The 20,020-nt window shown below is 36.1% G+C and carries 21 protein-coding genes and 5 pseudogenes; 11 read left to right on the top strand and 15 right to left on the bottom strand.

From position 1 onward, the window contains the following. Positions 1 to 80 precede the first annotated feature (80 nt). On the bottom strand, positions 81 to 323 hold the full coding sequence (locus BW986_RS24725; protein WP_076371796.1) for a hypothetical protein: 243 nt from the start codon (positions 321 to 323) through the stop codon (positions 81 to 83). A gap of 119 nt (positions 324 to 442) precedes the next feature. After that, the gene (locus BW986_RS30985) at positions 443 to 568 is read right to left on the bottom strand and encodes a hypothetical protein (RefSeq protein ID WP_260320968.1); all 126 of its coding nucleotides are present in this window, start codon (positions 566 to 568) and stop codon (positions 443 to 445) included. 314 nt (positions 569 to 882) lie between these two features. Between BW986_RS30985 and BW986_RS24720 the strand changes: the two genes are divergently transcribed. Continuing rightward, a complete protein-coding gene (locus BW986_RS24720; RefSeq protein ID WP_076371794.1) occupies positions 883 to 1,308 on the top strand; it encodes an SRPBCC family protein in 426 nt (141 codons plus the stop codon). 401 nt (positions 1,309 to 1,709) lie between these two features. Here the strand turns inward: BW986_RS24720 and BW986_RS31340 are convergent, their stop codons facing one another. Next, entirely contained in the window at positions 1,710 to 1,865 is a 156-nt protein-coding gene (locus BW986_RS31340; protein WP_260320972.1) for a transposase, read from the bottom strand. Positions 1,866 to 1,922: 57 nt separating this feature from the next. On the opposite strand from BW986_RS31340, the gene BW986_RS24710 reads away from it, so the two are divergent. The 5 genes from BW986_RS24710 to tatC all read left to right on the top strand — a co-directional run bounded on the left by BW986_RS24710 (position 1,923) and on the right by tatC (position 5,699). Continuing rightward, positions 1,923 to 2,687, top strand: a complete 765-nt coding sequence (locus BW986_RS24710; RefSeq protein ID WP_076371790.1) for a DeoR/GlpR family DNA-binding transcription regulator — start codon at positions 1,923 to 1,925, stop codon at positions 2,685 to 2,687. Between the two features lie 420 nt (positions 2,688 to 3,107). Continuing rightward, positions 3,108 to 4,487: a metallophosphoesterase gene (locus tag BW986_RS24705; protein WP_076371788.1), complete on the top strand. Its 1,380-nt coding sequence runs from the start codon at positions 3,108 to 3,110 to the stop codon at positions 4,485 to 4,487. A 53-nt stretch (positions 4,488 to 4,540) separates the two neighbouring features. Next, complete coding sequence (locus tag BW986_RS30425) at positions 4,541 to 4,690, top strand: hypothetical protein (RefSeq protein ID WP_179086162.1); 150 nt, start codon at positions 4,541 to 4,543, stop codon at positions 4,688 to 4,690. 18 nt (positions 4,691 to 4,708) lie between these two features. Next, the gene (locus BW986_RS24700; protein ID WP_076371786.1) at positions 4,709 to 4,888 is read left to right on the top strand and encodes a twin-arginine translocase TatA/TatE family subunit; all 180 of its coding nucleotides are present in this window, start codon (positions 4,709 to 4,711) and stop codon (positions 4,886 to 4,888) included. 64 nt (positions 4,889 to 4,952) lie between these two features. Then, complete coding sequence (gene tatC / locus BW986_RS24695) at positions 4,953 to 5,699, top strand: twin-arginine translocase subunit TatC (protein ID WP_076371784.1); 747 nt, start codon at positions 4,953 to 4,955, stop codon at positions 5,697 to 5,699. 389 nt (positions 5,700 to 6,088) lie between these two features. Here the strand turns inward: tatC and BW986_RS31335 are convergent, their stop codons facing one another. From BW986_RS31335 to BW986_RS30975, 8 genes and pseudogenes are all read right to left on the bottom strand, one after another. Further along, complete coding sequence (locus BW986_RS31335; protein WP_397223047.1) at positions 6,089 to 6,337, bottom strand: type 2 periplasmic-binding domain-containing protein; 249 nt, start codon at positions 6,335 to 6,337, stop codon at positions 6,089 to 6,091. Between the two features lie 27 nt (positions 6,338 to 6,364). Further along, positions 6,365 to 6,499, bottom strand: a pseudogene (locus BW986_RS31330) (transporter substrate-binding domain-containing protein); the annotation flags it as partial. Between the two features lie 387 nt (positions 6,500 to 6,886). Beyond that, entirely contained in the window at positions 6,887 to 8,452 is a 1,566-nt protein-coding gene (locus BW986_RS24685; protein ID WP_179086161.1) for an ROK family protein, read from the bottom strand. Beyond that, the gene (locus tag BW986_RS24680) at positions 8,452 to 9,540 is read right to left on the bottom strand and encodes an S-methyl thiohydantoin desulfurase family protein (RefSeq protein WP_076371780.1); all 1,089 of its coding nucleotides are present in this window, start codon (positions 9,538 to 9,540) and stop codon (positions 8,452 to 8,454) included. The genes BW986_RS24685 and BW986_RS24680 overlap by 1 nt, the downstream gene beginning before the upstream one ends. Then, a complete protein-coding gene (locus BW986_RS24675) occupies positions 9,537 to 10,871 on the bottom strand; it encodes a cytosine permease (protein ID WP_076371778.1) in 1,335 nt (444 codons plus the stop codon). The genes BW986_RS24680 and BW986_RS24675 overlap by 4 nt, the downstream gene beginning before the upstream one ends. 12 nt (positions 10,872 to 10,883) lie before the next feature. After that, complete coding sequence (locus tag BW986_RS24670; RefSeq protein WP_076371776.1) at positions 10,884 to 11,525, bottom strand: TetR/AcrR family transcriptional regulator; 642 nt, start codon at positions 11,523 to 11,525, stop codon at positions 10,884 to 10,886. A 555-nt stretch (positions 11,526 to 12,080) separates the two neighbouring features. Continuing rightward, a complete protein-coding gene (locus tag BW986_RS30980) occupies positions 12,081 to 12,281 on the bottom strand; it encodes a hypothetical protein (protein WP_076371869.1) in 201 nt (66 codons plus the stop codon). Between the two features lie 623 nt (positions 12,282 to 12,904). Next, positions 12,905 to 13,015, bottom strand: a pseudogene (locus BW986_RS30975) (M24 family metallopeptidase); the annotation flags it as partial. Between the two features lies 1 nt (position 13,016). Here BW986_RS30975 and BW986_RS24660 point away from each other — a divergent pair. Next, positions 13,017 to 13,235: pseudogene (locus BW986_RS24660) on the top strand (DDE-type integrase/transposase/recombinase); the annotation flags it as partial. 91 nt (positions 13,236 to 13,326) lie between these two features. Here BW986_RS24660 and BW986_RS24655 read toward each other — a convergent pair. From BW986_RS24655 to BW986_RS24645, 4 genes are all read right to left on the bottom strand, one after another. After that, the gene (locus tag BW986_RS24655) at positions 13,327 to 14,100 is read right to left on the bottom strand and encodes an IclR family transcriptional regulator (RefSeq protein WP_076371774.1); all 774 of its coding nucleotides are present in this window, start codon (positions 14,098 to 14,100) and stop codon (positions 13,327 to 13,329) included. A gap of 283 nt (positions 14,101 to 14,383) precedes the next feature. Then, positions 14,384 to 14,671, bottom strand: a complete 288-nt coding sequence (locus tag BW986_RS29395) for a hypothetical protein (protein WP_081395778.1) — start codon at positions 14,669 to 14,671, stop codon at positions 14,384 to 14,386. Between the two features lie 44 nt (positions 14,672 to 14,715). Further along, positions 14,716 to 15,120 (bottom strand): riboflavin kinase, encoded by a 405-nt coding sequence (locus BW986_RS29390; protein ID WP_081395777.1) that lies wholly within the window; start codon positions 15,118 to 15,120, stop codon positions 14,716 to 14,718. 156 nt (positions 15,121 to 15,276) lie between these two features. After that, a complete protein-coding gene (locus tag BW986_RS24645; RefSeq protein ID WP_076371772.1) occupies positions 15,277 to 16,347 on the bottom strand; it encodes an LLM class flavin-dependent oxidoreductase in 1,071 nt (356 codons plus the stop codon). A gap of 521 nt (positions 16,348 to 16,868) precedes the next feature. On the opposite strand from BW986_RS24645, the gene BW986_RS24640 reads away from it, so the two are divergent. From BW986_RS24640 to BW986_RS30965, 4 genes and pseudogenes are all read left to right on the top strand, one after another. After that, a complete protein-coding gene (locus tag BW986_RS24640; protein WP_076371770.1) occupies positions 16,869 to 18,221 on the top strand; it encodes an MFS transporter in 1,353 nt (450 codons plus the stop codon). A gap of 109 nt (positions 18,222 to 18,330) precedes the next feature. After that, the gene (locus tag BW986_RS24635; protein WP_076371768.1) at positions 18,331 to 18,837 is read left to right on the top strand and encodes a flavin reductase family protein; all 507 of its coding nucleotides are present in this window, start codon (positions 18,331 to 18,333) and stop codon (positions 18,835 to 18,837) included. Between the two features lie 499 nt (positions 18,838 to 19,336). Then, a pseudogene (locus BW986_RS30970) lies at positions 19,337 to 19,482 on the top strand (NADPH-dependent oxidoreductase); the annotation flags it as partial. A gap of 105 nt (positions 19,483 to 19,587) precedes the next feature. Next, a pseudogene (locus tag BW986_RS30965) lies at positions 19,588 to 19,701 on the top strand (IS6 family transposase); the annotation flags it as partial. Positions 19,702 to 20,020: the final 319 nt, after the last annotated feature.

The raw sequence follows: 20,020 nt of genomic DNA, 5'->3' as shown, positions 1-20,020 counted from the left end.
TACATTCAGGTGTGAATTCCCTTCGATATTTCGAACTAATAACCTAAAATACCCTCACTTTACGTTAAGGGTATTTTAGGTTATTTACCTTCATTTTCACTATGAATCGAATAAATTGCATTCATGTCATACTCTTCAACCTGTTGCTCCCACAGGAGTTTTCCTATATTTAAATCATAGCAGGCAATTCTTGTCGGTAATACACCAGTTTGCCCTTCCCATGATATCGTTCCATCAACTCCTAGCTTTTTTAAAGGTCGTATTCTTGTAAAGCCTTCCAATACCTGATTTTCGAAATGCTTTATGTATAACAACATCTTCAATGAGGCTCTAACCCCGTTAGTTGCATAAAGAAAAATGCGTCTCTACTCATTGTAGAAACGCACTAACAAAAGTAAAAATGGATAACCATTCTAGACACTTTGTTTGTCCATTTTTATTATTAACTATTATTTTTTCTTTCTCTTGCTGCTCTTTTTCTAGCTTTTTTACTTTGTGTAAGCTCTCCTCCAAATTCCGTAACGGTTACTTTACTTCCTCCAGTATCTGGTTGATTACGTTTCGTCATTGTTTTCCTCCTTTTTCACAACTTAAACCTTCCATAATTTGCCCAATATCCTGTTTTGTTATTCCATTAACCTGCCCCTTTAGTTCCATAAGAAAAGGAGCCTGATTAGCTACTGGTAATGAAGTAAAGCACCCGTTTGTTTAAGTGCATTTCTTCACAATGTAAGAAGATAAAGTTATTTCGTTTTAACGCAAATCCTTCCTAATTTACTACTTTTTCTATAATAAAACCCTCGAAAACACTTATAATATATCCAGGCATCTAATGTGGACAGATCCCAAAAATTTTTTGTATTAATAAAGGAGAGAAATAAAATGCAAACATTTAAAAAAGCTACAGTAGAAACAACAATTCAAGCACCCATAGAAAAGGTGTGGAAGTATTGGACAGAGCCGGATCATATAACAAAATGGAACAATCCTTCAGATGATTGGTACACACCATTTGCCGAAAATGATCTAAGACCAGGTGGGAAATTCGTTTCAAGAATGGAAGCCAAAGATGGCAGTGCTGGTTTCGATTTTGGTGGAATCTATGATGAAGTAAATTTACATGAGGTTATTGCTTATACTATGGGTGATGGAAGAAAAGTAAAAATCACTTTTAAAGAACAAGAAAGAGAAATCGAAGTAATTGAAACTTTTGATGCTGAAACTACACATCCGATTGAGTTTCAAAAACAAGGATGGCAGGCGATTTTAAATAATTTCAAAAAATATGTTGAGCAAACAAACGATTAAAAAAAGTTGCTCCAGTTATTAATTTTATAAGTCATTAAAATCATTAGTGGCGTATCTGTAGATATAAAATAACCACAGATACCGCCATTTTTTATTTTTCCTTTATTGTACTAACCTGCCCCGTTAGTTCCATAAGACTTATTGTAGAGCTGACACAAACTGTGCTGAAATTTAATTAATCGAATCTGCTAATTCAACTAATAATTCAGGTGAAATAACGTTGGAAACTTCAGGGTGAACCCTAAAAAGATACTGCCAACCATTTTTCTCAAAGTAAAAATAATTAACCCTTTTTTTACTTTGTGCTGTCTTTATATATTTATTGGAATACCTTCTCCGATCGATTGTGGACCATTTTTCTAAATCTATCATATAATCTCCGAAGCGTTTTATATGCCTATTCAGATATGGACAAGCATAACAATATCATTTTTTGAAAATTTATAGCCTACTTTTGAAAGTTCCCATAAAATAAGTGTTATGTCACACACATTTTGAAATATTACTGCGTTGGTAACTAAGTCATTATATTTATTTCGTTTATATTGTGAATTTATGTGTATTTGTGTTATTTATAAATAATCAACACTTTATTGCAGAGGTAGGTGAAAATATTGTTAGCTCATGAGCGCTATGAAAAAATAGTAGACTTACTGCGAAAAAATAAATCGATAAAAGTGTCTTCTGTTACAAAACTATTTGGCGTTTCCACCGAGACAGTCCGCAGGGATCTAGAACATCTTGAAAAAGAGGGATATTTGCGACGTGTGCGGGGAGGAGCAGTATTGGACGATGTGAATAGTAACGAAATCAATTTCACATTGCGCGAAACAAAACATATTGAGGAAAAGAAGGAAATAGCAGAGATTGCCACACGCTATGTTATGGAAGGACAATCCATCGCACTGGATGTAAGTACAACGAATACGGAATTTGCCAAGGCTTTAAAAAAGAAGTTTCAGCGGCTTACCATATTAACCAATTCCTTAATTATTGCGAATGAACTAGCAGAAATGCCGTATTATACGATTTTGATGCCGGGGGGAGTGCTGCGGAATGAAGAGTTGTGCATCGTAGGTCAAATTGCGGAGGAGTTTTTCAAGGGATTTCATATCGATGCATTTTTTATGAGTATCAGCGGCATTTCGTTGACGGAAGGACTGACGGATTACGGATTAGGTGAATACCAGGTAAAAATGAAGATGCTAGAGATTTCTCGAAATTGTACTGTTTTAGCAGACAGCAGCAAATTTGATTTCGCCTCCTTATTAAAGGTTTGCCAGTTTGATCGGATTGACCGTATTATTTCCGACTCTAAACTGCCGGAAAAAATATTGAAGAAGTATGAAAAAGAAGGTATAGAGATCGTAAATAAATAGAATCATGCATGTTACGTTGAGGAAAAGTGAATGTTGGCTTTTCCTTTTTTATTTGGTTAAAGTTGTGAAAAGTATGATTATTGTGGGAATTTACGCTAAAACCAAAAAATATTCACTTTAAACTAACGTTTTCTTAACATTTTTTTTGTATATTTATGTTGAAAAGAGGTAATTTGTGATAAAAGTTGTCTTTTTGTGTGGATTAGGAATGACTTATGGTGGTGGACATCAAATCGAAACATTCACGAATCATTTAGCGGTTTATGTTAAAAACAAGTAAGGTACACGACGAGTAGAGTTAACTACTAAGAAACGGAATAAAAGGTGATTGAGCGGTGGCATCCATGATATGAATTCATCTATATTACCGATTTATTATTAGCAAAACAACTAAAAATACCTTAAGAGGAGTAGATATCAATGAAAGACGAGCAACTAAAACACGAATCAGAAAAATTGTCGAATACTATCTTTGAAAAAGGAATGGATCGACGCAGTTTTTTGGAAGGTACAACGAAGATTGCTGGGCTTACCCTTGGATTATCGCTAGTAAACTCACTAAATCTTGAGTCAGCTGGAGCAACATCGAAGCTTGGTTTGCATAAAAAACCCGATTTAGTGTTTCCAGTTATTAGTGATGTGCATATTTTGAAGAGTGGGACAACTGATCTGCAAAAGTGGGGTAGCGCATTGCATCAATTGAATGAATTAGTACCAAAACAAGATGCGCTCGTTGTTGTTGGTGATTTAACAGAGAATGGTTACATAGAAGAGTATGATCGATTTATGTCGATTTATGATATCAAAAAACAACCGAAGGCTGTATCTATGATTGCAATCGGAAATCATGACTATTGGAATGGTTTATCAATAATGGATTCTCAAAAACGATTTATTGAGAAAACGGGAATGGAGTCGATTTACTACCATAAGGTCGTCAAAGGTTATCATTTCATTGTTCTTGGTACGGAAGATGGTAAAACAGAGGGAACCTTTTCAGTGAAGCAAATTGAATGGTTGGGTGAACAATTAAAGTTAGCAAACACCGCTGATCCGAAAAAACCAATTTTTGTCTTCCATCACCAGCCTATCAAAGGAACCATTTATGGAAGCGAATGGGGCTTCTCTGCAAATAAAGATCTTTTTTACGATACTTTAAAAGAATATCCGCAAGTAATCACGTTTTCTGGTCATACACATTATCCATTAGATGATCCAAGAACAATCCACCAAAAGGATTTTACTACACTTGCAACTGCTTCTCTAAAAAATATGTGGGTTGAAGCTGGGTATATTCAAGGAGAATTACCTAAAGGAGCCGAAACGTTTAGCCAAGGTCTAATTGTAGAGGTTCATGGAGACAAAGTGCTCATTCATCGTCGTGATTTTACTCAAAATGATTGGGTAGGCGAACCATGGGAAATTGACTGTCGAGGTAAAAAGTATTCATATAAATATACAGAAATGAGAGATCAAGTAAAACCTCGTTTCCCGAAAGGGTCAAGCATTTCGATTGTTGATACCACTAGTACTGAGATGAATATCATGTTTAATCAGGCCAATGATAATTCGCAGGTACATTCTTATAAAGTAGTAGCGAAGAACAAACTAACAGGACAAATAGCAAAAGAGTTTCGTGCTTTCTCAGAATTTTACAAAGATCCAGTACCTAATCCATTCGTTCAGCCAGTTAAGGGATTACAGCCTGGTACAAGCTATAGTATCGAAGTATATGCAATTGATTCATTTGGGAATATAAGTGACACATTTTTGAAAATAGATGGAATCACGAAAGCATAGGCCGCTCTCTAATTTAGCTTTAAATTTAAGAAGATTGATAGGAGGACATTTTGATGGAAAACAAACCGTTAAATCGTCGTAGGTTTTTAACATATATGGGAATAGGTGCTGCTGCCACTTCTGGTCTGGGTATTTTAAGTGAGACAGCCATTGCCCAAATTGACAACCAATTTCGTGTTAAACCGAAGAAAAAAGGATTTTAATTTTAAGGAGGAAACACAATGTTGCAAAATATTGGGATACCTGGATTAATATTAATTTTAGTCATTGCCCTCATCATATTTGGACCATCTAAGTTGCCCGAAATTGGACGCGCTTTAGGAAGTACATTAAAAGAGTTTAAAAACTCTACGAAAGATTTAATTTCTTCAGACGAAAAAGAAAAGGCGCAATCCAAGTAATTTTGGAGAAGATGTAAGCAACAAGCTTGCATCTTCCTCTTGTTTTTAGGAAAGGAGAAGTTGTATGACTAATCAAGAAATGCTTTTGGTTGAGCACCTCGGAGAACTCAGGAAACGGTTAATCTATACTTTGGTAGCTTTTATCGTTTTCTTATTTGGCTCATTCATTTATGTACAGGAAATTTACTCATGGCTTATCCGTGATCTCAACCATAATTTAGCTGTATTGGGGCCAAGTGAAATCCTCTGGGTGTATTTTATGATTTCAGGAATGATCGCGATTGCTCTTACTATTCCGATTGCTGCCCATCAAACATGGTTATTTGTAAAACCGGGGCTTTCTGAAAAAGAACGAAAAACGACCCTATCGTACATTCCTGGATTATTTGTCCTCTTTATTACCGGCTTATCATTTGGTTATTTTGTTGTGTATCCAACCGTACTTTCCTTTTTACTATCCTTGTCTGAAGGACAATTTGAAACGATGTTCACATCTGAAAAATATTTTAAATTCATGATTAACTTGACACTGCCGTTTGGATTTTTATTCGAAATCCCGCTTGTCGTCATGTTCCTCACCTCTCTTGGTGTCATTAATCCTATGATTCTTTCAAAAGCGCGAAAGATATCTTACTTTTTGCTTATCGTTGTGTCTATTTTAATTACACCACCTGATTTGATATCCGATATTTTAGTTATCATACCGCTTTTAGTGTTGTACGAATGTAGTGTTACATTATCAAAAATCGTATACCGAAAAAAACTAAAAAAACAAGCGGATAATGTCATTGAAATGAAGAAAACGTCTTAATTAAGGAGGAAGAAGATGAATTGCAGAGTTTATCTAAACCTGTCAATCATAATTGACAGGTTTAGATACTTCTTTCACTCAAATCCAGCAGTTTACTTCCGATGTTTCTCATGGACTTCGTACTTCCTTAACGATTATACGAGTAATTTACGCTTCTGTTTTTATTTTTACAAAAAAACTACCCTAGAAACTGACACGGCAGTATTAAGGCTAGCTTTTTGGGAGCATCGCTACTTCTATTCCATCCACTTTTTGTAGAGGGCGTCAAATTTCCCCTGGAGTTTCATTTCATCCATCCACATTTCCAAGTAGCTTGCATAAATGAAATCACCTCTCCGAATCATATAACCTTTTTCACTGTTTGTGAAAGGCTTGTCAGTTTGAGCCGCTTACAGTCTGGGATCAGCTTTAGCAAACAGCATTGCTTCTACTGTGTCAGTGATCATAACATCATACGTACCTTCTGCAACAAGATGTGGGACATCAAGGTTATTTTCTACAACAGTTACGTTAGAATTGCTTAGATACTGACGGACAAATTCTTCGTTCGTTCCGCTTGAATTTACGCCGATGCGTACAGAAGGCTTGTTGATATCTTCAATGGTAAGATACTTGTCTTTAACTTCCTTGCGAATCAAAGGCACCTTACCAAATGAAAGGTAACCTTAGGATAAATAAGTACATTTTTGTCTGGCTGTGTTGCGAGTCACACCGCCCGCAGCGATATCAACTTTGTCCGCCCTCAGGTCTTTCATCATCGTGGGCCATGTGGTAGCGACAAATTCCACCTCCACACCAAGGTCTTTGCCAAGCCAGCAAGGATAAGCTGATCACTCCAGCCATAAGAGTTTTTTCCAATTGTTAAACATGTGGTTAATAACGATATAAAACTGAGATTAATTTCTATTTTTTTTGCTTTAAGCTAGGTATTAATTAATAATTCTTCGCTTAACTTTTGAATCAATATTATTTCTCCCTTTCAACTCCTTTTTAGAACTCTCCATTCTTCCTAACCACGCACTTTAACATCAAAATCAGGATAATTCGTTTTTAAGTGATCTTCTACTCAATTCAGTCGTTGTTTATGTGGTTCAGTACTTTTGTTTCTAGTAACACTACCAATCTTTCAATTTATAAAAATCGATAAGTTCCTTCTTAATTTTCTTAAAGATAAGACTGTGACTTTTTTAAGTGATATTCACACCAGAACCAACTAAGTCGCCGACTACTTTTACTTTAATTAGTAATGCATTTCCAGGTAAATACGAAAGTGGTATATCTTCCACAGAAACCACCGATATAGTGGCATTGTTTGCTCCCGCCTTTATTGCCTCCTCAGTAGCTAACTTTTTAGCATGATGGATAGCATCTTCACGGGAAATTCCTTCTAAACTATAAACCTTTTCAACTTCACCACTAATTTGACCAAGTGCAGCTCCAATTGCATTTGCGGCCTCAAAATGTTTTGGCCTAACGACCTCTGAAACCCCTTTCAAAGAATTCGAAACAATAATGCTCCCGCCACCTGATAAAATAAGTGGTACTTCTTTTGAGCTCGTTTTCATTTGATCAATTGCATCCTCTAACATATCTGTCATTTTTTTATATACATTATTACAAAACTCTATTGATAATTGGTCAACCTGCATTGCTTTATCCTCAAAAGCATGTCCTAAACGCGTCACAACATCTGAAGTAGTTAATACATCTCCACCGAAAAGAAGTGCTTTTCTGGTAATCTCATAGCCTACACTCTCCGGTCCAATCGTAAAATTTTCGTCTAATCCAAAAATGCGAGTTCCACCGCCCAGCCCAATTGATAAAATATCAGGCATTCTAAAATTAGTATTCACACCACCAATGGTTACAGCTAAAGAAGACTGTCTTGGAAATCCTCTTGTTAATACACCAAGATCACTTGTTGTTCCTCCAACATCAAGTACAATGGCATCCTTTAATCCTGATAAATGGGCTGAACCTCGAATAGAGTTTGTTGGACCGCACCCCATGGTCAGAATCGGATAACGAAGGGCATAAGCCGCATTCATTAATGTCCCATCATTTTGACTGAAAAACATTTCCGCTTTAATATCGAGATTACTTAATGCCTTAGAAAATCCATTAATAACCATTTGACCTGTTGTCATTAAGGCTGCATTTAAAATAGTGGCATTTTCACGTTCTAGTAAACCGATACTCCCAATTTCATTAGAAAGAGAAATTGGGATATTTCCAAGCTCTTCTTTTACCCAGTTCACAACATTTTCTTCTTGTTCTTTATTTACAGGAGCAAACACACCCGAAATAGCAATACTTTCTACACTCCCCTTTATTTCTGTGCAAAATTTCAACACTTCTTCTCTATTTATCTCAGAAATCAATCGTCCATCGAATTCATAGCCACCAGAAACAATAGTGGAAGCTCCTTCAATTTCTTCCCTTAAATCTTGTGGCCAATCTGTAAACGGAGGGATAGCTGTTGTAGCAGGTTTCCCAATTCGAATAACACCTACTTTATTTAGACGTTTACGCTCAACAATAGCATTCGTACAATGGGTTGTCCCAAGCATGGCATATCCAATATCACTAGGCTCTATTCTGCTTTCTTGTACCACTTTTGCGATGGCTTCAAAGATCCCACTTTCTACATCTTTTGTAGTTGGTACTTTAACCGCATGAATAACTTGTAAACGTTCGTCTAGTAAAGCTGCATCTGTATTAGTTCCTCCAACATCTACTCCTAAGCGATACATTATCTTCTCTCCTTCTGTAGAACTTCTACTGGTTGATAGTCAAAATCGTACCCAAAATAACGAGGTCCCGCTGTTTCAATTCCCTTTGGCGTTCTCCATTTATCATGGCAAGGAAATGCAACGACTACAACACGTGTACCATATTTCATTCTTTCTGTTGTAATAGGGAAACCCGTTTCAGCATCTAAAACAGCAATCAAATCTGGTGTAGAACATAATAAATGCTCGCCTTCTTTCGCTACTAAATGCTCGTTTTGAAAATAGATGGAAAATGTTTTCCCTTGGTCATTACGACTACCTTCCAACTTTGCACTACCTCTTGTAAAGCCTCCACTAAGCCTCCGTTCAATGTCTGCAATTTTGCCTTCAAACAAACAATATCCATTTAATTCCTCTAACATTTTATTGATTCCTATTTGTTCTTTCACTTGATTATCTAACAAATATTCACCTATTCGTTCAACCAAAGAAAGTGTATCAGGAATAACTGACGTCTTGACATCCTTTCCAAACAGACTATATTCACAAACGGATGAGCTTCCTCCCATTTCAATCGTGAGAGCACGTGCTAATCGTTCTGTCCACACTCCATCTTGAGGATACAGCACGACCGTGTTTCCTTTCTCATCAGCCATTGTAACAGGTGATGGGTCAAAACCGTCCAAATAGAAGGTGACCATTTGTGCTTCTGGAAACGCACGCCCCATCGCATCCGCATCTAACATTGGCAAACCTTTTTTAGCAGCAGCAATAATTGGAAATAAAGAGTTGATCCCCCCTACTTCAATTGGCATTACCACATCGACTTTTCTCCCCAGCACTTTTTCTAGCATTTCCAATGGTGCTGTCATTTCATGTTCTGACGGTATTTTTTCAATTGCGACAGTTGGGGCACCCATACCAGATACAGTTACTACCAATTGGTCATCCTCTAATTCATCTAATGAAATTAACTTAACAGGTCCATATTTTCTAATGGCTTCTTTCGCCATCAATTTCCCAATATAAGGATCTCCACCGCCGCCTGTTCCTAAAACGGCTGCACCTAATGCGATTTTTTCAACTGTCTGTTCATCTATATATCTCATTGTCCAAACTCCTCATTTTCTTTTTTGTCGATCGTTACTTGTTGAAACGAATCCTTTTGTTTCAATAGTTTTCCTAACACCGCTTGTACAATAAATCCACTTAAAACGCCATCAAGTGCAGAGACGCTTGTAAGGGAAAATAAAGCTAATCCTGACGGCTGTGCAGTTGTCAAATAAGTAATCAGCATTCCAACAACCCAGGCAATGATCGAACGCGTTACGACTGCCTTTGCCTCTAAATGTTGGTCATAGCGTTGGAACTCTGTTTTGACAAAAAAGTATTCAGCTACATAAATACCACCAATCGGTGCAATTATAATCGCCAAAATATTTAAAAATGAAATAAATTGATCATAAATACCGAGAACTGCCAGGATTGTTGAAATGATTCCTAAAATAATCGTTAACCATTCTTTCGGAATTTTCGTGAAAACTATCGAAAAACCTAGCGAAGAAGAGTATAAATTCGACGTATTCGTCGTCCATTGTGCGAGCGTTAATACGAGTATTCCTGGAATCGCCAGCCCAAGCGTGATAAAAATTTTCATCATATCATCAGTTCCCATTGCCTTTGACATTAAAATGGCAAGGATAATCATGAAGCTGTTTCCAATAAAAATTCCGAAAAATGTAGCAATGACTGCATCCTTTTTACTTTTTGCCCAACGAGAAATATCAGGCTGCACCGTTGCTCCAACAATGAAGATACTAATAACAAGCGAGATTGCACTGCCAAACGTAAATCCTCCTGCTTTTGGAATACTTACGGGTATTGAATAATTTTTCAACGTTAAATATAAGGTGAACAGCATTAATCCTAATAATAGTGGCACAGACCATACGCTTAATTTCTCAATAGCCCGGTACCCAAAAATAGCAGTCGTCATCATCAGTAAACCGCCAATTAAAGAAAGGAGTTTAACGTTGATGGATAAGTGAAAGGAGTCTTGTAAAACTGTGTGCGCATTGGTAGCAAAAAAGCCCACTTGTACCCCAAACCAACCAAGTAAAGATATTCCGAGGACAATAGAAAACACTTGAGCACCGTATTTTCCAAATACATACTTTGTAATCATTGCTGTAGAAAGATTGGTGGAAGATCCGACAATCGCACAAATCGTACATAATATAGAAAGAATGAGCGAACCGACACAAACCGATAAAATCGCTTGATTTACCGGCATCCCATTCGCTAATTCCGCGCCTAAAATCACCGCAGATAAGTCTACCCCGATAGCGACTAATACCGAAAACATCGAAAACCATGACCTTCGCAATTCCTTTGGTACAGCCTCACGTGCAAAATCTGAAGTAACTTTTTCCTCTTTCATGGACGCAGCCCCCTATTTATTGTCACAATTTGTTTTTTTACTTTCATTAAAGTAAACTGCTTTTTCATGATCGTTATAAATTCCATTCCAATAAATGCTCCAGGTTTGCTCTACCCGTCTTTTAAATTTGTCTTCCTGGTGCTGATAATAGAGCAATTCCAAAAAGATCCCGTCCATTAAACATAGAAAGGAGGCAATTAAATCATCAATAGGTTGATTTTTTAACACCCCCTGCCTAATTCCCTCCGAAAAGATACTTTCAAGCATCCCACCAAGAACCTCTTCCATCTCGCTAAACGTTTCTTTTACTTCATCGTTTAAAGTCGGAGGAAGGAAAAAGGTAAATTTCATATAGGCTGTCGTTTTCTCAGGTTGACTTAAATGATAATGACATATCGCTTCTAATATTTGATAGAGCTTTTCTTTTACCGTTCCATTTGTTAGATTGTCAATGGAACTTTTTATGTGACGGTGATTATCTTGCAACAGATCCTTATATACAGCCATAAATAAATCTTCTTTACTTTTATAAAAAGCATAAATGGACGGCGTTTTAATACCCACCTCTTTAGCAATGCTTGAAAGAGTTGCACGCTCATAGCCTTTCTCAGCTAATTGCTTGTAAGCAACCTCTTTAATTTTATTTTTCGTCATCAACATACCACCTAACTAATTTAGTTAGGTATAATAATACTAACTATTCTGATAAATTACAATATCTAAATTCTGAAAATTCTTTCAACCAACAAGTGAAGTTCAGTTAAAGGGCAAATATGAAAGATCGGCTGTCGGTCTGTTTCTTTTGAAAAAACATCCTTCATTATAATAGGCCTAGCTTTCGCTCTAGGAGCAATTCTCTCTTATCGATTAAATTATTTTTTTTAAAAATCACATCACCATTAGAGGAAGTTACATCAAAATAGACCCCTTGGGAGCCAAAGGGTCTATCGTCTTTCACTTTTATTGTTTATGTATGATTTTATTCAGCTAAAAAAAGTTATGTTCTCTAAGTCCTCTCCCGGTATCGGCCCCACCTACGCCAGATACTATGACGGCCACACATGCCATCCAACCCATTTTCATTATAACAGAAAGCGCTTACATTTCCAATGATTACTAGAAAATAAATTTCGAATCCCATATGATGATTGGACTTCTTATCCTTCGATTTAGTGTTGCATGGCTGTTCCTCTTAGTAGTTTCTCAGCTTCAAATACGTGATCCGTTATCCTGTAGGCATTCAAGTGAGATTCCTCTTTTTAATGCTGATTGTTCCATTAATCTAATTTCATGATACATGGCATCAGACAAGATTCCCTTTTCAATGTTCTTATTTATTTCAAAATAAAACCCCGCCAACAATTCTAACGGTAATTTATCGTATAGGGAACTTTTTCTTTCACCATAAATCACCTCCTAATTAGACCATACATAGAACTAGCATAAATTGAAAGAGTTTTTTTAAGAATGATCCACTACAGATTTCTTTTATTAGTCAAATAGAAGCCTTAAAATTTGTTCTAAATAAATTCTCTTATGAAGGGGACAGATCAAGAATCAGTGTATTTTGGCCGCAGTGCCAACCAACAATTGGGATTGCTTATTAATCTAATTTTTTGTAATTTGATAGAAATGAAGAAAAGAACGGAGCTTATTTTTTCTTATAAAACAATCTAAAAGTTAGTCTGTAATTTATAATGTAAAAGATTTAAGACTTTTATACACAGGAAGATTACACACCTTTTAAAATTTTAGTAAAACAGATACAAAAAATCGCACTGTTTTTTTAAATTTCTTATTTAACTAAAGGGTCAGGATATGGATCTGGTTCAAAAAGAAGTGGTGCTTTGTGTTTGTTTTATATAATAAAGTGATGTATTTCTTTAAGGAATAGTAATGATCTTCCACACTCGGGAGCGATGGTGGAAGATCACTGGTATGTAACAACTATATTTTAACCCCGTCTGAAAATGAGGATGGGGTTATGCGTGTTTGTGATTATTAAAATAAATAACCTTAAAATTTTTGTTAAATCATCGTATGATTTGCAAATTTTTAGGATATTTCGTCAATACTTCACAGCCCGTCTCAGTAATATATAGATCATCATCAATCCTGACGCCAGCAACATTGGGAACATATATACAACGAAAATATCTCAACAATATCGTGGAACAGGATCACCGTTTTATAAATAAGAGAGTTCGTTCCATGTTAGGAATGAAATCATTTCGTACAGCTACCTTGATTTTGAGAGGCATCGAAGCTATGCATATGATAAAAAAAGGGCAACTTCACCAAAAGGTGAACTCTGCCCAAAATGAGGTTGAAGTCATTCATAAGTTATTTAGGTTAGCTGCTTAATCTCAAGGTTAATAGGATATTGCTGTTCTATGGTTCTAGCGAATTATTTTTGCACCAGAACCCCTCACATTGTGTGTGGCCTTTTCATCCCTTATTTTATGAAAATACCGTTCCAACCTAAAAATTCAGAAATCATCGCTGATCTTTCTTTTAATATATTGACAGCTTTCGAATTTTCAGATGTATCTAATGAATTTTCAAGACCCACAATTGTGAGTGTGGCAACTAGCTTAGATGATCGATCAAAAATAGGAGAAGCTATTGCACTTATACCAGTAATTGTGGTGCCTTTGACATAGGCGTACTTATTTGCTTTGATAAAATCAATTGTACTTTGGAATTTTTCTAGTTCGATGGAAAATTTATTTAGTTCTTGATTGATTTTTTTTTCAGTCACCTTGTTTGGTAAGAATGCGGCAAATATTAGTCCAGCCGCACTTTGGGTTATACTGACCTGTGAGCCTACTTTGATACCTATATTCACAGGCCCGTTACTTTCTTCCCAACTAACAAAAAACGGGCCATTTTGCCCCCAAACAGCAAGTGCGACTGTTTCATTTAAGGCTTCTTTTAGATACATCAAATGTGGAGCAACAATTTCCGTAACCTTTAGTTTTTGTGAGGCTTTTAATCCTAGCCTGATAATTTCCGTTCCAAGTATATATTTCCCATCCTGATTCTTTTCCAACATTCCTGTTCTAACAAAACTGGTTAAGTAACGGTGCAACTTACTTTTTGAGGTGTTACATAATATCGCTATGTCCGTAATGGAAAGTGGCTTTCCTGCTTCGGCAATTTTTTTTAATATTTGCATACCTACTTCAATGGATTGTATCCCTTGACTTTTTGTTTCTTCCTCCAACATGATTAGTCGCCTTCTCTCTACTCGTCCTATTGAGTTAGGTTAATCTACAGACATACTCATATTTCATTGATGGTGAGCCTGAAAATTTTGCTAATCTCTCTAAAAAACAGTATATAACAAATATCAAGAGCTAGAGAAGGTAAATACATAAATCTTTCGTACTAGATGGTAAGCGAGGCTAAAGCGTTTAACTATTTTTTATGAAAACTAAACCCTTTGCCAAATGAAGCCTGTTTTAACCTCTTCATTGACAAACTCCATTTCTTTGCCATACTAACATTTTTTAAATTGCCTGATGATCGAATTGTGGCACATGTTGTGTCCAAAATAGATTCAGTTTTATCGTTAGTCCTCCGGGACCGAACTTTACTTTCTCATTTCCAGATATACAAAAGCTTTGACAAAAAGAAAGAACCACTTTTCGCCGTTTTACGATGTGGCTAACTCCTTGTTCATAAAACCAACGATCTATGGTATTGTAAACCCCTTTATTAATGTAATAGTGATCCTCACAAAACTTTGAAAACAGCAAATCCGGAAGATTTAATAGTTCTTCAGATTGAAACTTCATCCTAAAACACTCCTTCAACATGTCAACTAACAAGCTATTCATCCTTATTGAAGAAATCGCTTATTTGCTTGTTCAATATCAAGGTGTAACTGTTGGACCAACTGATCAATCGAGTTAAATGCCTGTTCTTCACGAATGAAAAATAAAATGTCTAACTTTAATTGTTCACCATAAATTTCTTGATTAAAATGCAGGATATGCACTTCGAAGGAAAGCACTTCCTTTTCATCTTTAAAAGTTGGCCTCATGCCAATGTTCATGACCCCGTTATAATTCGTATTCTCATGATGAACTTTAACCCCGTAAACCCCTTTTGGAAGGTAGGATTCAACTTCTGACTGGACATGAAGATTGGCTGTTGGAAATCCAATTGTTCTTCCAATTTGCCGTCCGCGGATTACCTCGCCCTTTAAAATGGTTTGTGTATAGCTGTCTAGTACTTGCATCATTTCACCTACAATCTTATAATTTAGATCATTTATGCCGTTTATAAATACACTAAAGTAGCTAACTAATGCAGCATTTTAGTCAGCTACTTTAAGGTATTCTCGCTACCTAGGAAAGAGAGAAAAACGTAGGTTTCAACGTTTTTCTCCTTTATAGAATTACTTAACTAAAGCTTCTTCTTGCTTAAAATGAGGCATAACACCCTTAGCAAACCGTTCCATAGCTTGCATGGTTTCTCTATGAGATAAACCTCCGAAATCGAAGTATAAAATCACTTCATCTAATCCCGTTTTTTCAATTTCCTTCAATTTCTCTGTCACATATTCCGCATCACCCACGATGATACTCTTATCACTTAAATCATCAGTAGTCATTGTCTTAAGACCCTCAACGATTTCTGCAAAATAACGAATATTTGGCGGAGCTGTAGATGGATCTTCAGGGAATGCAGGAACTAAACCAGTAAAGTATTTTAACATTCTTTGTTTAGTACGTTCTGCTTCTTCTTTCGTTTCTGTCACATTAATAAAGTAAGAGCAGCTTGCTTTTTTATCAGTAAATCCGTGTTGTTTAGAGAGATCATTGAACGTATTAATTGCGTTCTCCATCGTTCCGAAAACCATATTAGCTGCAAACGGAGCGAAGATAACATGTTCTCCCATTTCAGCTGCTTTTGTAATAGAAGGCCCACTGAAAGCGGCTACATAAATAGGTAGATGATCTTGAACCGGTTTAGGAGTTAATTCAATCTCTGGAAAAGAGAAATGATTCCCTTGATGAGAAAGAGTGCCCTGTTTCCAAGCTTTTTGAATAATATCTAGGCCTTCAAAAAATATTTCACGACTTTTATTAAAGTCAATCCCAAATACATCATACTCACGTTTATCATACCCACGACCTGCAGAGAAAATAGCTCTTCCATCACTTAACAAATCTAGTAAAGCATATTCCTCTGCCATGCGGATTGGATGGCTTGCAGGAAGCAATACAGTTGCAGGAGCTAATTTAATACGCTTTGTTTTTGCAGCAATATGCCCAAGAAACATGGAAGGAGAAGGTAAAACTCCTAAAGCACTGAAGTGATGTTCTGGAACCCAAACAGAGTTAAAACCTAGATCTTCTGCATAAATACATTGTTCTGCTAAATCTAAAATCATTTGATTAGGATCTTTTCTTGTATTCCCGTATTCGATTGGATTGTCAGTAAGAGTAAAGTAGCCGATTTTCATATTTTTCCACCTCATTTAAATTTGTTAACGATTGATGAACTATATTCACTAATCGTTACCTTGGTGATTAACATATCAGAATTTCTGTAAACTTGTAAAGCGCTTTCTGAATTTTTTGAAAAAAATATTTTTTTGTGAAATTCGTATTTACATATACAGGATTATTGATTAGTATTTACCTATGAAAACACAAATGGTAAATATAGTTTACTAATGGTGAACAAAAATACAAAAAAGGATTTGAATTTATTAGCCATCCTTTTTAAAGCTATTTGTTCACAACAGAAGTAACATTTGCTAATTCTATAACGATATTTTCTGGAATTCATAAAGTTAACTTTTTCCATGTTCCTAGCTTTGTTATTTACATCTATGAATGCGTAACGTAAATGGGGAAAAGATGACGGAAAGGAGTGATGTCAAAATTGTAAACGCTACCAATAAAGGGGGGGATATAATCAAATAAAGAGAATTGATAAAAGATTTGTACTTCTATTTAAGAGAGAAAATGGGGGATGAATATGAGTTCAGTAAATGTAGCAACAATAATTGATCAATCAAAATTTAATCGCTTTCATGGATTGGTATTATTTTGGTGTGCGTTTATAATCGTATTTGATGGTTACGACCTAGTGATTTACGGATCTGTCCTTCCATCAGTTATGAAGGAATGGTCTTTAACCCCTAACCAGGCTGGAACATTAGGAAGTACTGCCTTAATAGGCATGATGCTTGGAGCTCTTATCTTTGGTCCTTTGGCAGATAAAATAGGGAGAAAGAATGTTATTTTATTTTGTATTGCTCTTTTTAGTTTGTTCACTGGACTTATTGGCATATCGAATAGTTCAGTTGAGTTTGGTATCTATCGATTTATAGCGGGGCTTGGCCTGGGCGGTGTTATGCCAAATGCGATAGCCTTAATGACAGAATACTCACCAAAGTCACTCAAAAGTACATTAGTGTCTATTATGTTTAGTGGGTATTCAGTAGGTGGGATGCTGGCTGCGGGTCTAGCCATTCTTCTGTTGGGGCAATTTGGATGGAGATCGTTATTCTTTATAGGGGCACTTCCTCTATTATTACTTCCGTTAATGTATAAAACTTTACCGGAATCACCTAGATTTTTACTGATGAACAACGAATCAAATAAAATTGACCAGATCTTAACAAAAGTAAATCCTGCCTTTACTTACCGTGAAAATCAAATATTTGAACAGATGAAAACTGAAGAAACAGGAGCACCTGTTATTAAGTTGTTTAAAAGTGGACGCGCATTGAGTACGATTATGTTTTGGATTGCATTCTTTATGTGCTTATTAATGATTTATGGGCTCAATACTTGGCTGCCCAAATTAATGGATGGAGCTGGATTGTCTGTATCTGGATTAATGTTTTTACTTGTGTTAAATTTCGGTGCTATCTTCGGTGCTATTTTCGGTGGCCGACTAGCTGACAAATGGAACCCTAAGTCTGTCTTGCTGTTCTTTTTTATTTCAGCTGCTGTCTCTTTAACCCTACTTGGCTGGGTGAACAATATCATTCTATTATATATTCTTGTAGCGATTGCTGGAGCTTCTACAATTGGAACCCAAATTATTACTAACGCATATATTTCTCAATATTATCCGACAGAAATACGCTCAAGTGGTCTTGGATGGGCATTAGGAATTGGACGATTAGGAGCTATCGCAGGCCCGTTGATTGGTGGAGTTCTCCTTACAATGAATCTACCTTTTTATCAAAACTTCCTAGTCTTTGCGATTCCTGGAATCCTTGGAGCACTGGCTCTATTCTTTGTTCAAGAAAAATATTCTACGAATAAAGCCAGAGAAAGATATCTACAAGAAGAAAGTCTGACAAGTAATTTAAAATAGGCAAAACGTTCACGTTTGAACACATAAAAACATTATGAGATTCGCTGACATTTCTGAAATTCAGGTATCCATAAATGAGTATAAATCAAAAAATAAAGGAGAGTTTAATATGACCAATATGAAAAATCAAAAACTATTTAAAGAGGTACTGAGTAATTATCCGACAGGCGTTACAGTGATCACTACGACAGATAGTGAAGGTAAACCGGTTGGATTAACGGTAAATTCATTTGCTTCAGTATCCTTGGAGCCTCTTATGGTACTTTGGTGTATTGATCATAAAGTTTCAACAATTAAAACATTTACAGAAGGAGGAAAGTTTGCGGTTCATGTGTTAGCAGGAAATCAGCAGGAGTTATGCAAGACGTTTGCTAGTAAAAACGTAGATCGATTTAGTACGTGTACCTGGGATTTTTCAGATAACCAACTGCCGATTATCGAAGGTGCCTTCGCCGTTCTTGAATGTAAAACATTTCAAACTGTAGAAGCAGGGGATCATACCATCTTAATTGGAGAAGTGACAAATATTCAAATAGATGACAAGGATCCTATGTTATATCACCGCAGACATTTTGCATCGATTCCGACTGAATTTTACGAACTTAGCAAGAATTAATTTATAATAAATAATTGGACTATCAATCAGCTATTAGAGAAAACTCTAAATAAACAAGGTGAGTTACATCTTCTATTCCATCAAATTTACTAAATATTAATTTAGATATAAGACTGACTGTTCCAAAGGGTATTAACTATACCAGATACACAGATGATATCGTTCTTCGAATCATCCAAATAAGTTGGAAAAGGTAAGTCCAAAAGTTGAAAGCATAATTTCTAGTGAAGGGTACAAGGATTACAATTAAGCAGCCAGCTGCTGGTACGTGACCGGCGGCTGGTTGTTTAGTTATGCATTGAATACGAATATGGTTATAGCTGAAGCTAAGGAATTGTCCCTTAGCTTTTTAAATTCTTCTTAAAACCATTATATATGTGATTTACAAACTCGGCGAAAAGGCGTAAAAATTTACAGACTTTCCGAGCAGGCAAGCCCATTCCTTTATATGTGGGGTGAAAGCGAGGCTGAATTTGTCACGTCTTCGGATATGTTAAAACTAGTGGCTGACGTTCGTGTACATCCAACATATACAGATTTTGAAAACGGAAGTGTTTTAAACCAGCTGAATTACACCTTGATAATGTGAATCTTATGCTTGACCAAGTAATCACTTGGAGTGGAGCATTAAAAACTTTACGATAAAAACCATTACATTATAGGTAAATGAAAGAGGATAATCATTCCCCCCCCTTTTTTGTGTGTACTAGGCAGTAGAATTAAGTATTCAAAGTAATATAAGTTTCCACTTCAGCTACTTTCATACTGAGTGGCATAGAAGCCATGCTTATGATTAAAAAGAAGCAGATTCATCAAGGGGTGAAGTCTGCCCAAAATGAAGTGGAGTTCATACAGACTGTTTAGGATAATCACCTAATGGGTTATCTGAAATTGGACCTACAACCTAAGGTCTTAGCCCTTGCTCCGTTGAACAAAGGCTATTTTTTTTGACGAGTTTCTTCTATATTACAGTGACCGAGATTTATTTTTCAAGAATCCTACTACTTAGTGGTTGAAAAACCGCCTCAAGCATTTTGCTTGGATTGGGCAAATCTGGATAAAACAAAAGGAGAATAGCGAGCAACCACTCCATTGCTACCAGTATGACAAAGACTGATTTCTCCCTTTTCAGGTTCGGACTCATTCTTGGCCATTCATATAGAACCATGAGAGCTACTACTAG

It is taken from the genome of Peribacillus simplex (genome assembly GCF_900156045.1).
In the GTDB taxonomy this organism is placed as follows: domain Bacteria; phylum Bacillota; class Bacilli; order Bacillales; family DSM-1321; genus Peribacillus; species Peribacillus simplex_D.
The sequence above is the reverse complement of the archived record's forward strand: the minus strand, read 5'-3'. Positions and strand labels throughout refer to the sequence as shown.

What these genes read in the sequence shown, in the direction of transcription:
- BW986_RS29390 (WP_081395777.1), bottom strand. Translation starts at nt 15,120, where the DNA reads ATGATGCAAGTACTAGACAGCTATACACAAACCATTTTAAAGGGCGAG.
- BW986_RS30985 (WP_260320968.1), bottom strand. Translation starts at nt 568, where the DNA reads ATGACGAAACGTAATCAACCAGATACTGGAGGAAGTAAAGTAACCGTT.
- BW986_RS29395 (WP_081395778.1), bottom strand. Translation starts at nt 14,671, where the DNA reads ATGAAGTTTCAATCTGAAGAACTATTAAATCTTCCGGATTTGCTGTTT.
- tatC (WP_076371784.1), top strand. Translation starts at nt 4,953, where the DNA reads ATGACTAATCAAGAAATGCTTTTGGTTGAGCACCTCGGAGAACTCAGG.
- BW986_RS24720 (WP_076371794.1), top strand. Translation starts at nt 883, where the DNA reads ATGCAAACATTTAAAAAAGCTACAGTAGAAACAACAATTCAAGCACCC.
- BW986_RS24655 (WP_076371774.1), bottom strand. Translation starts at nt 14,100, where the DNA reads ATGTTGGAGGAAGAAACAAAAAGTCAAGGGATACAATCCATTGAAGTA.
- BW986_RS24680 (WP_076371780.1), bottom strand. Translation starts at nt 9,540, where the DNA reads ATGAGATATATAGATGAACAGACAGTTGAAAAAATCGCATTAGGTGCA.
- BW986_RS24700 (WP_076371786.1), top strand. Translation starts at nt 4,709, where the DNA reads ATGTTGCAAAATATTGGGATACCTGGATTAATATTAATTTTAGTCATT.
- BW986_RS24635 (WP_076371768.1), top strand. Translation starts at nt 18,331, where the DNA reads ATGACCAATATGAAAAATCAAAAACTATTTAAAGAGGTACTGAGTAAT.
- BW986_RS24645 (WP_076371772.1), bottom strand. Translation starts at nt 16,347, where the DNA reads ATGAAAATCGGCTACTTTACTCTTACTGACAATCCAATCGAATACGGG.
- BW986_RS24705 (WP_076371788.1), top strand. Translation starts at nt 3,108, where the DNA reads ATGAAAGACGAGCAACTAAAACACGAATCAGAAAAATTGTCGAATACT.
- BW986_RS30425 (WP_179086162.1), top strand. Translation starts at nt 4,541, where the DNA reads ATGGAAAACAAACCGTTAAATCGTCGTAGGTTTTTAACATATATGGGA.
- BW986_RS24640 (WP_076371770.1), top strand. Translation starts at nt 16,869, where the DNA reads ATGAGTTCAGTAAATGTAGCAACAATAATTGATCAATCAAAATTTAAT.
- BW986_RS24675 (WP_076371778.1), bottom strand. Translation starts at nt 10,871, where the DNA reads ATGAAAGAGGAAAAAGTTACTTCAGATTTTGCACGTGAGGCTGTACCA.
- BW986_RS24670 (WP_076371776.1), bottom strand. Translation starts at nt 11,525, where the DNA reads ATGACGAAAAATAAAATTAAAGAGGTTGCTTACAAGCAATTAGCTGAG.
- BW986_RS24685 (WP_179086161.1), bottom strand. Translation starts at nt 8,452, where the DNA reads ATGTATCGCTTAGGAGTAGATGTTGGAGGAACTAATACAGATGCAGCT.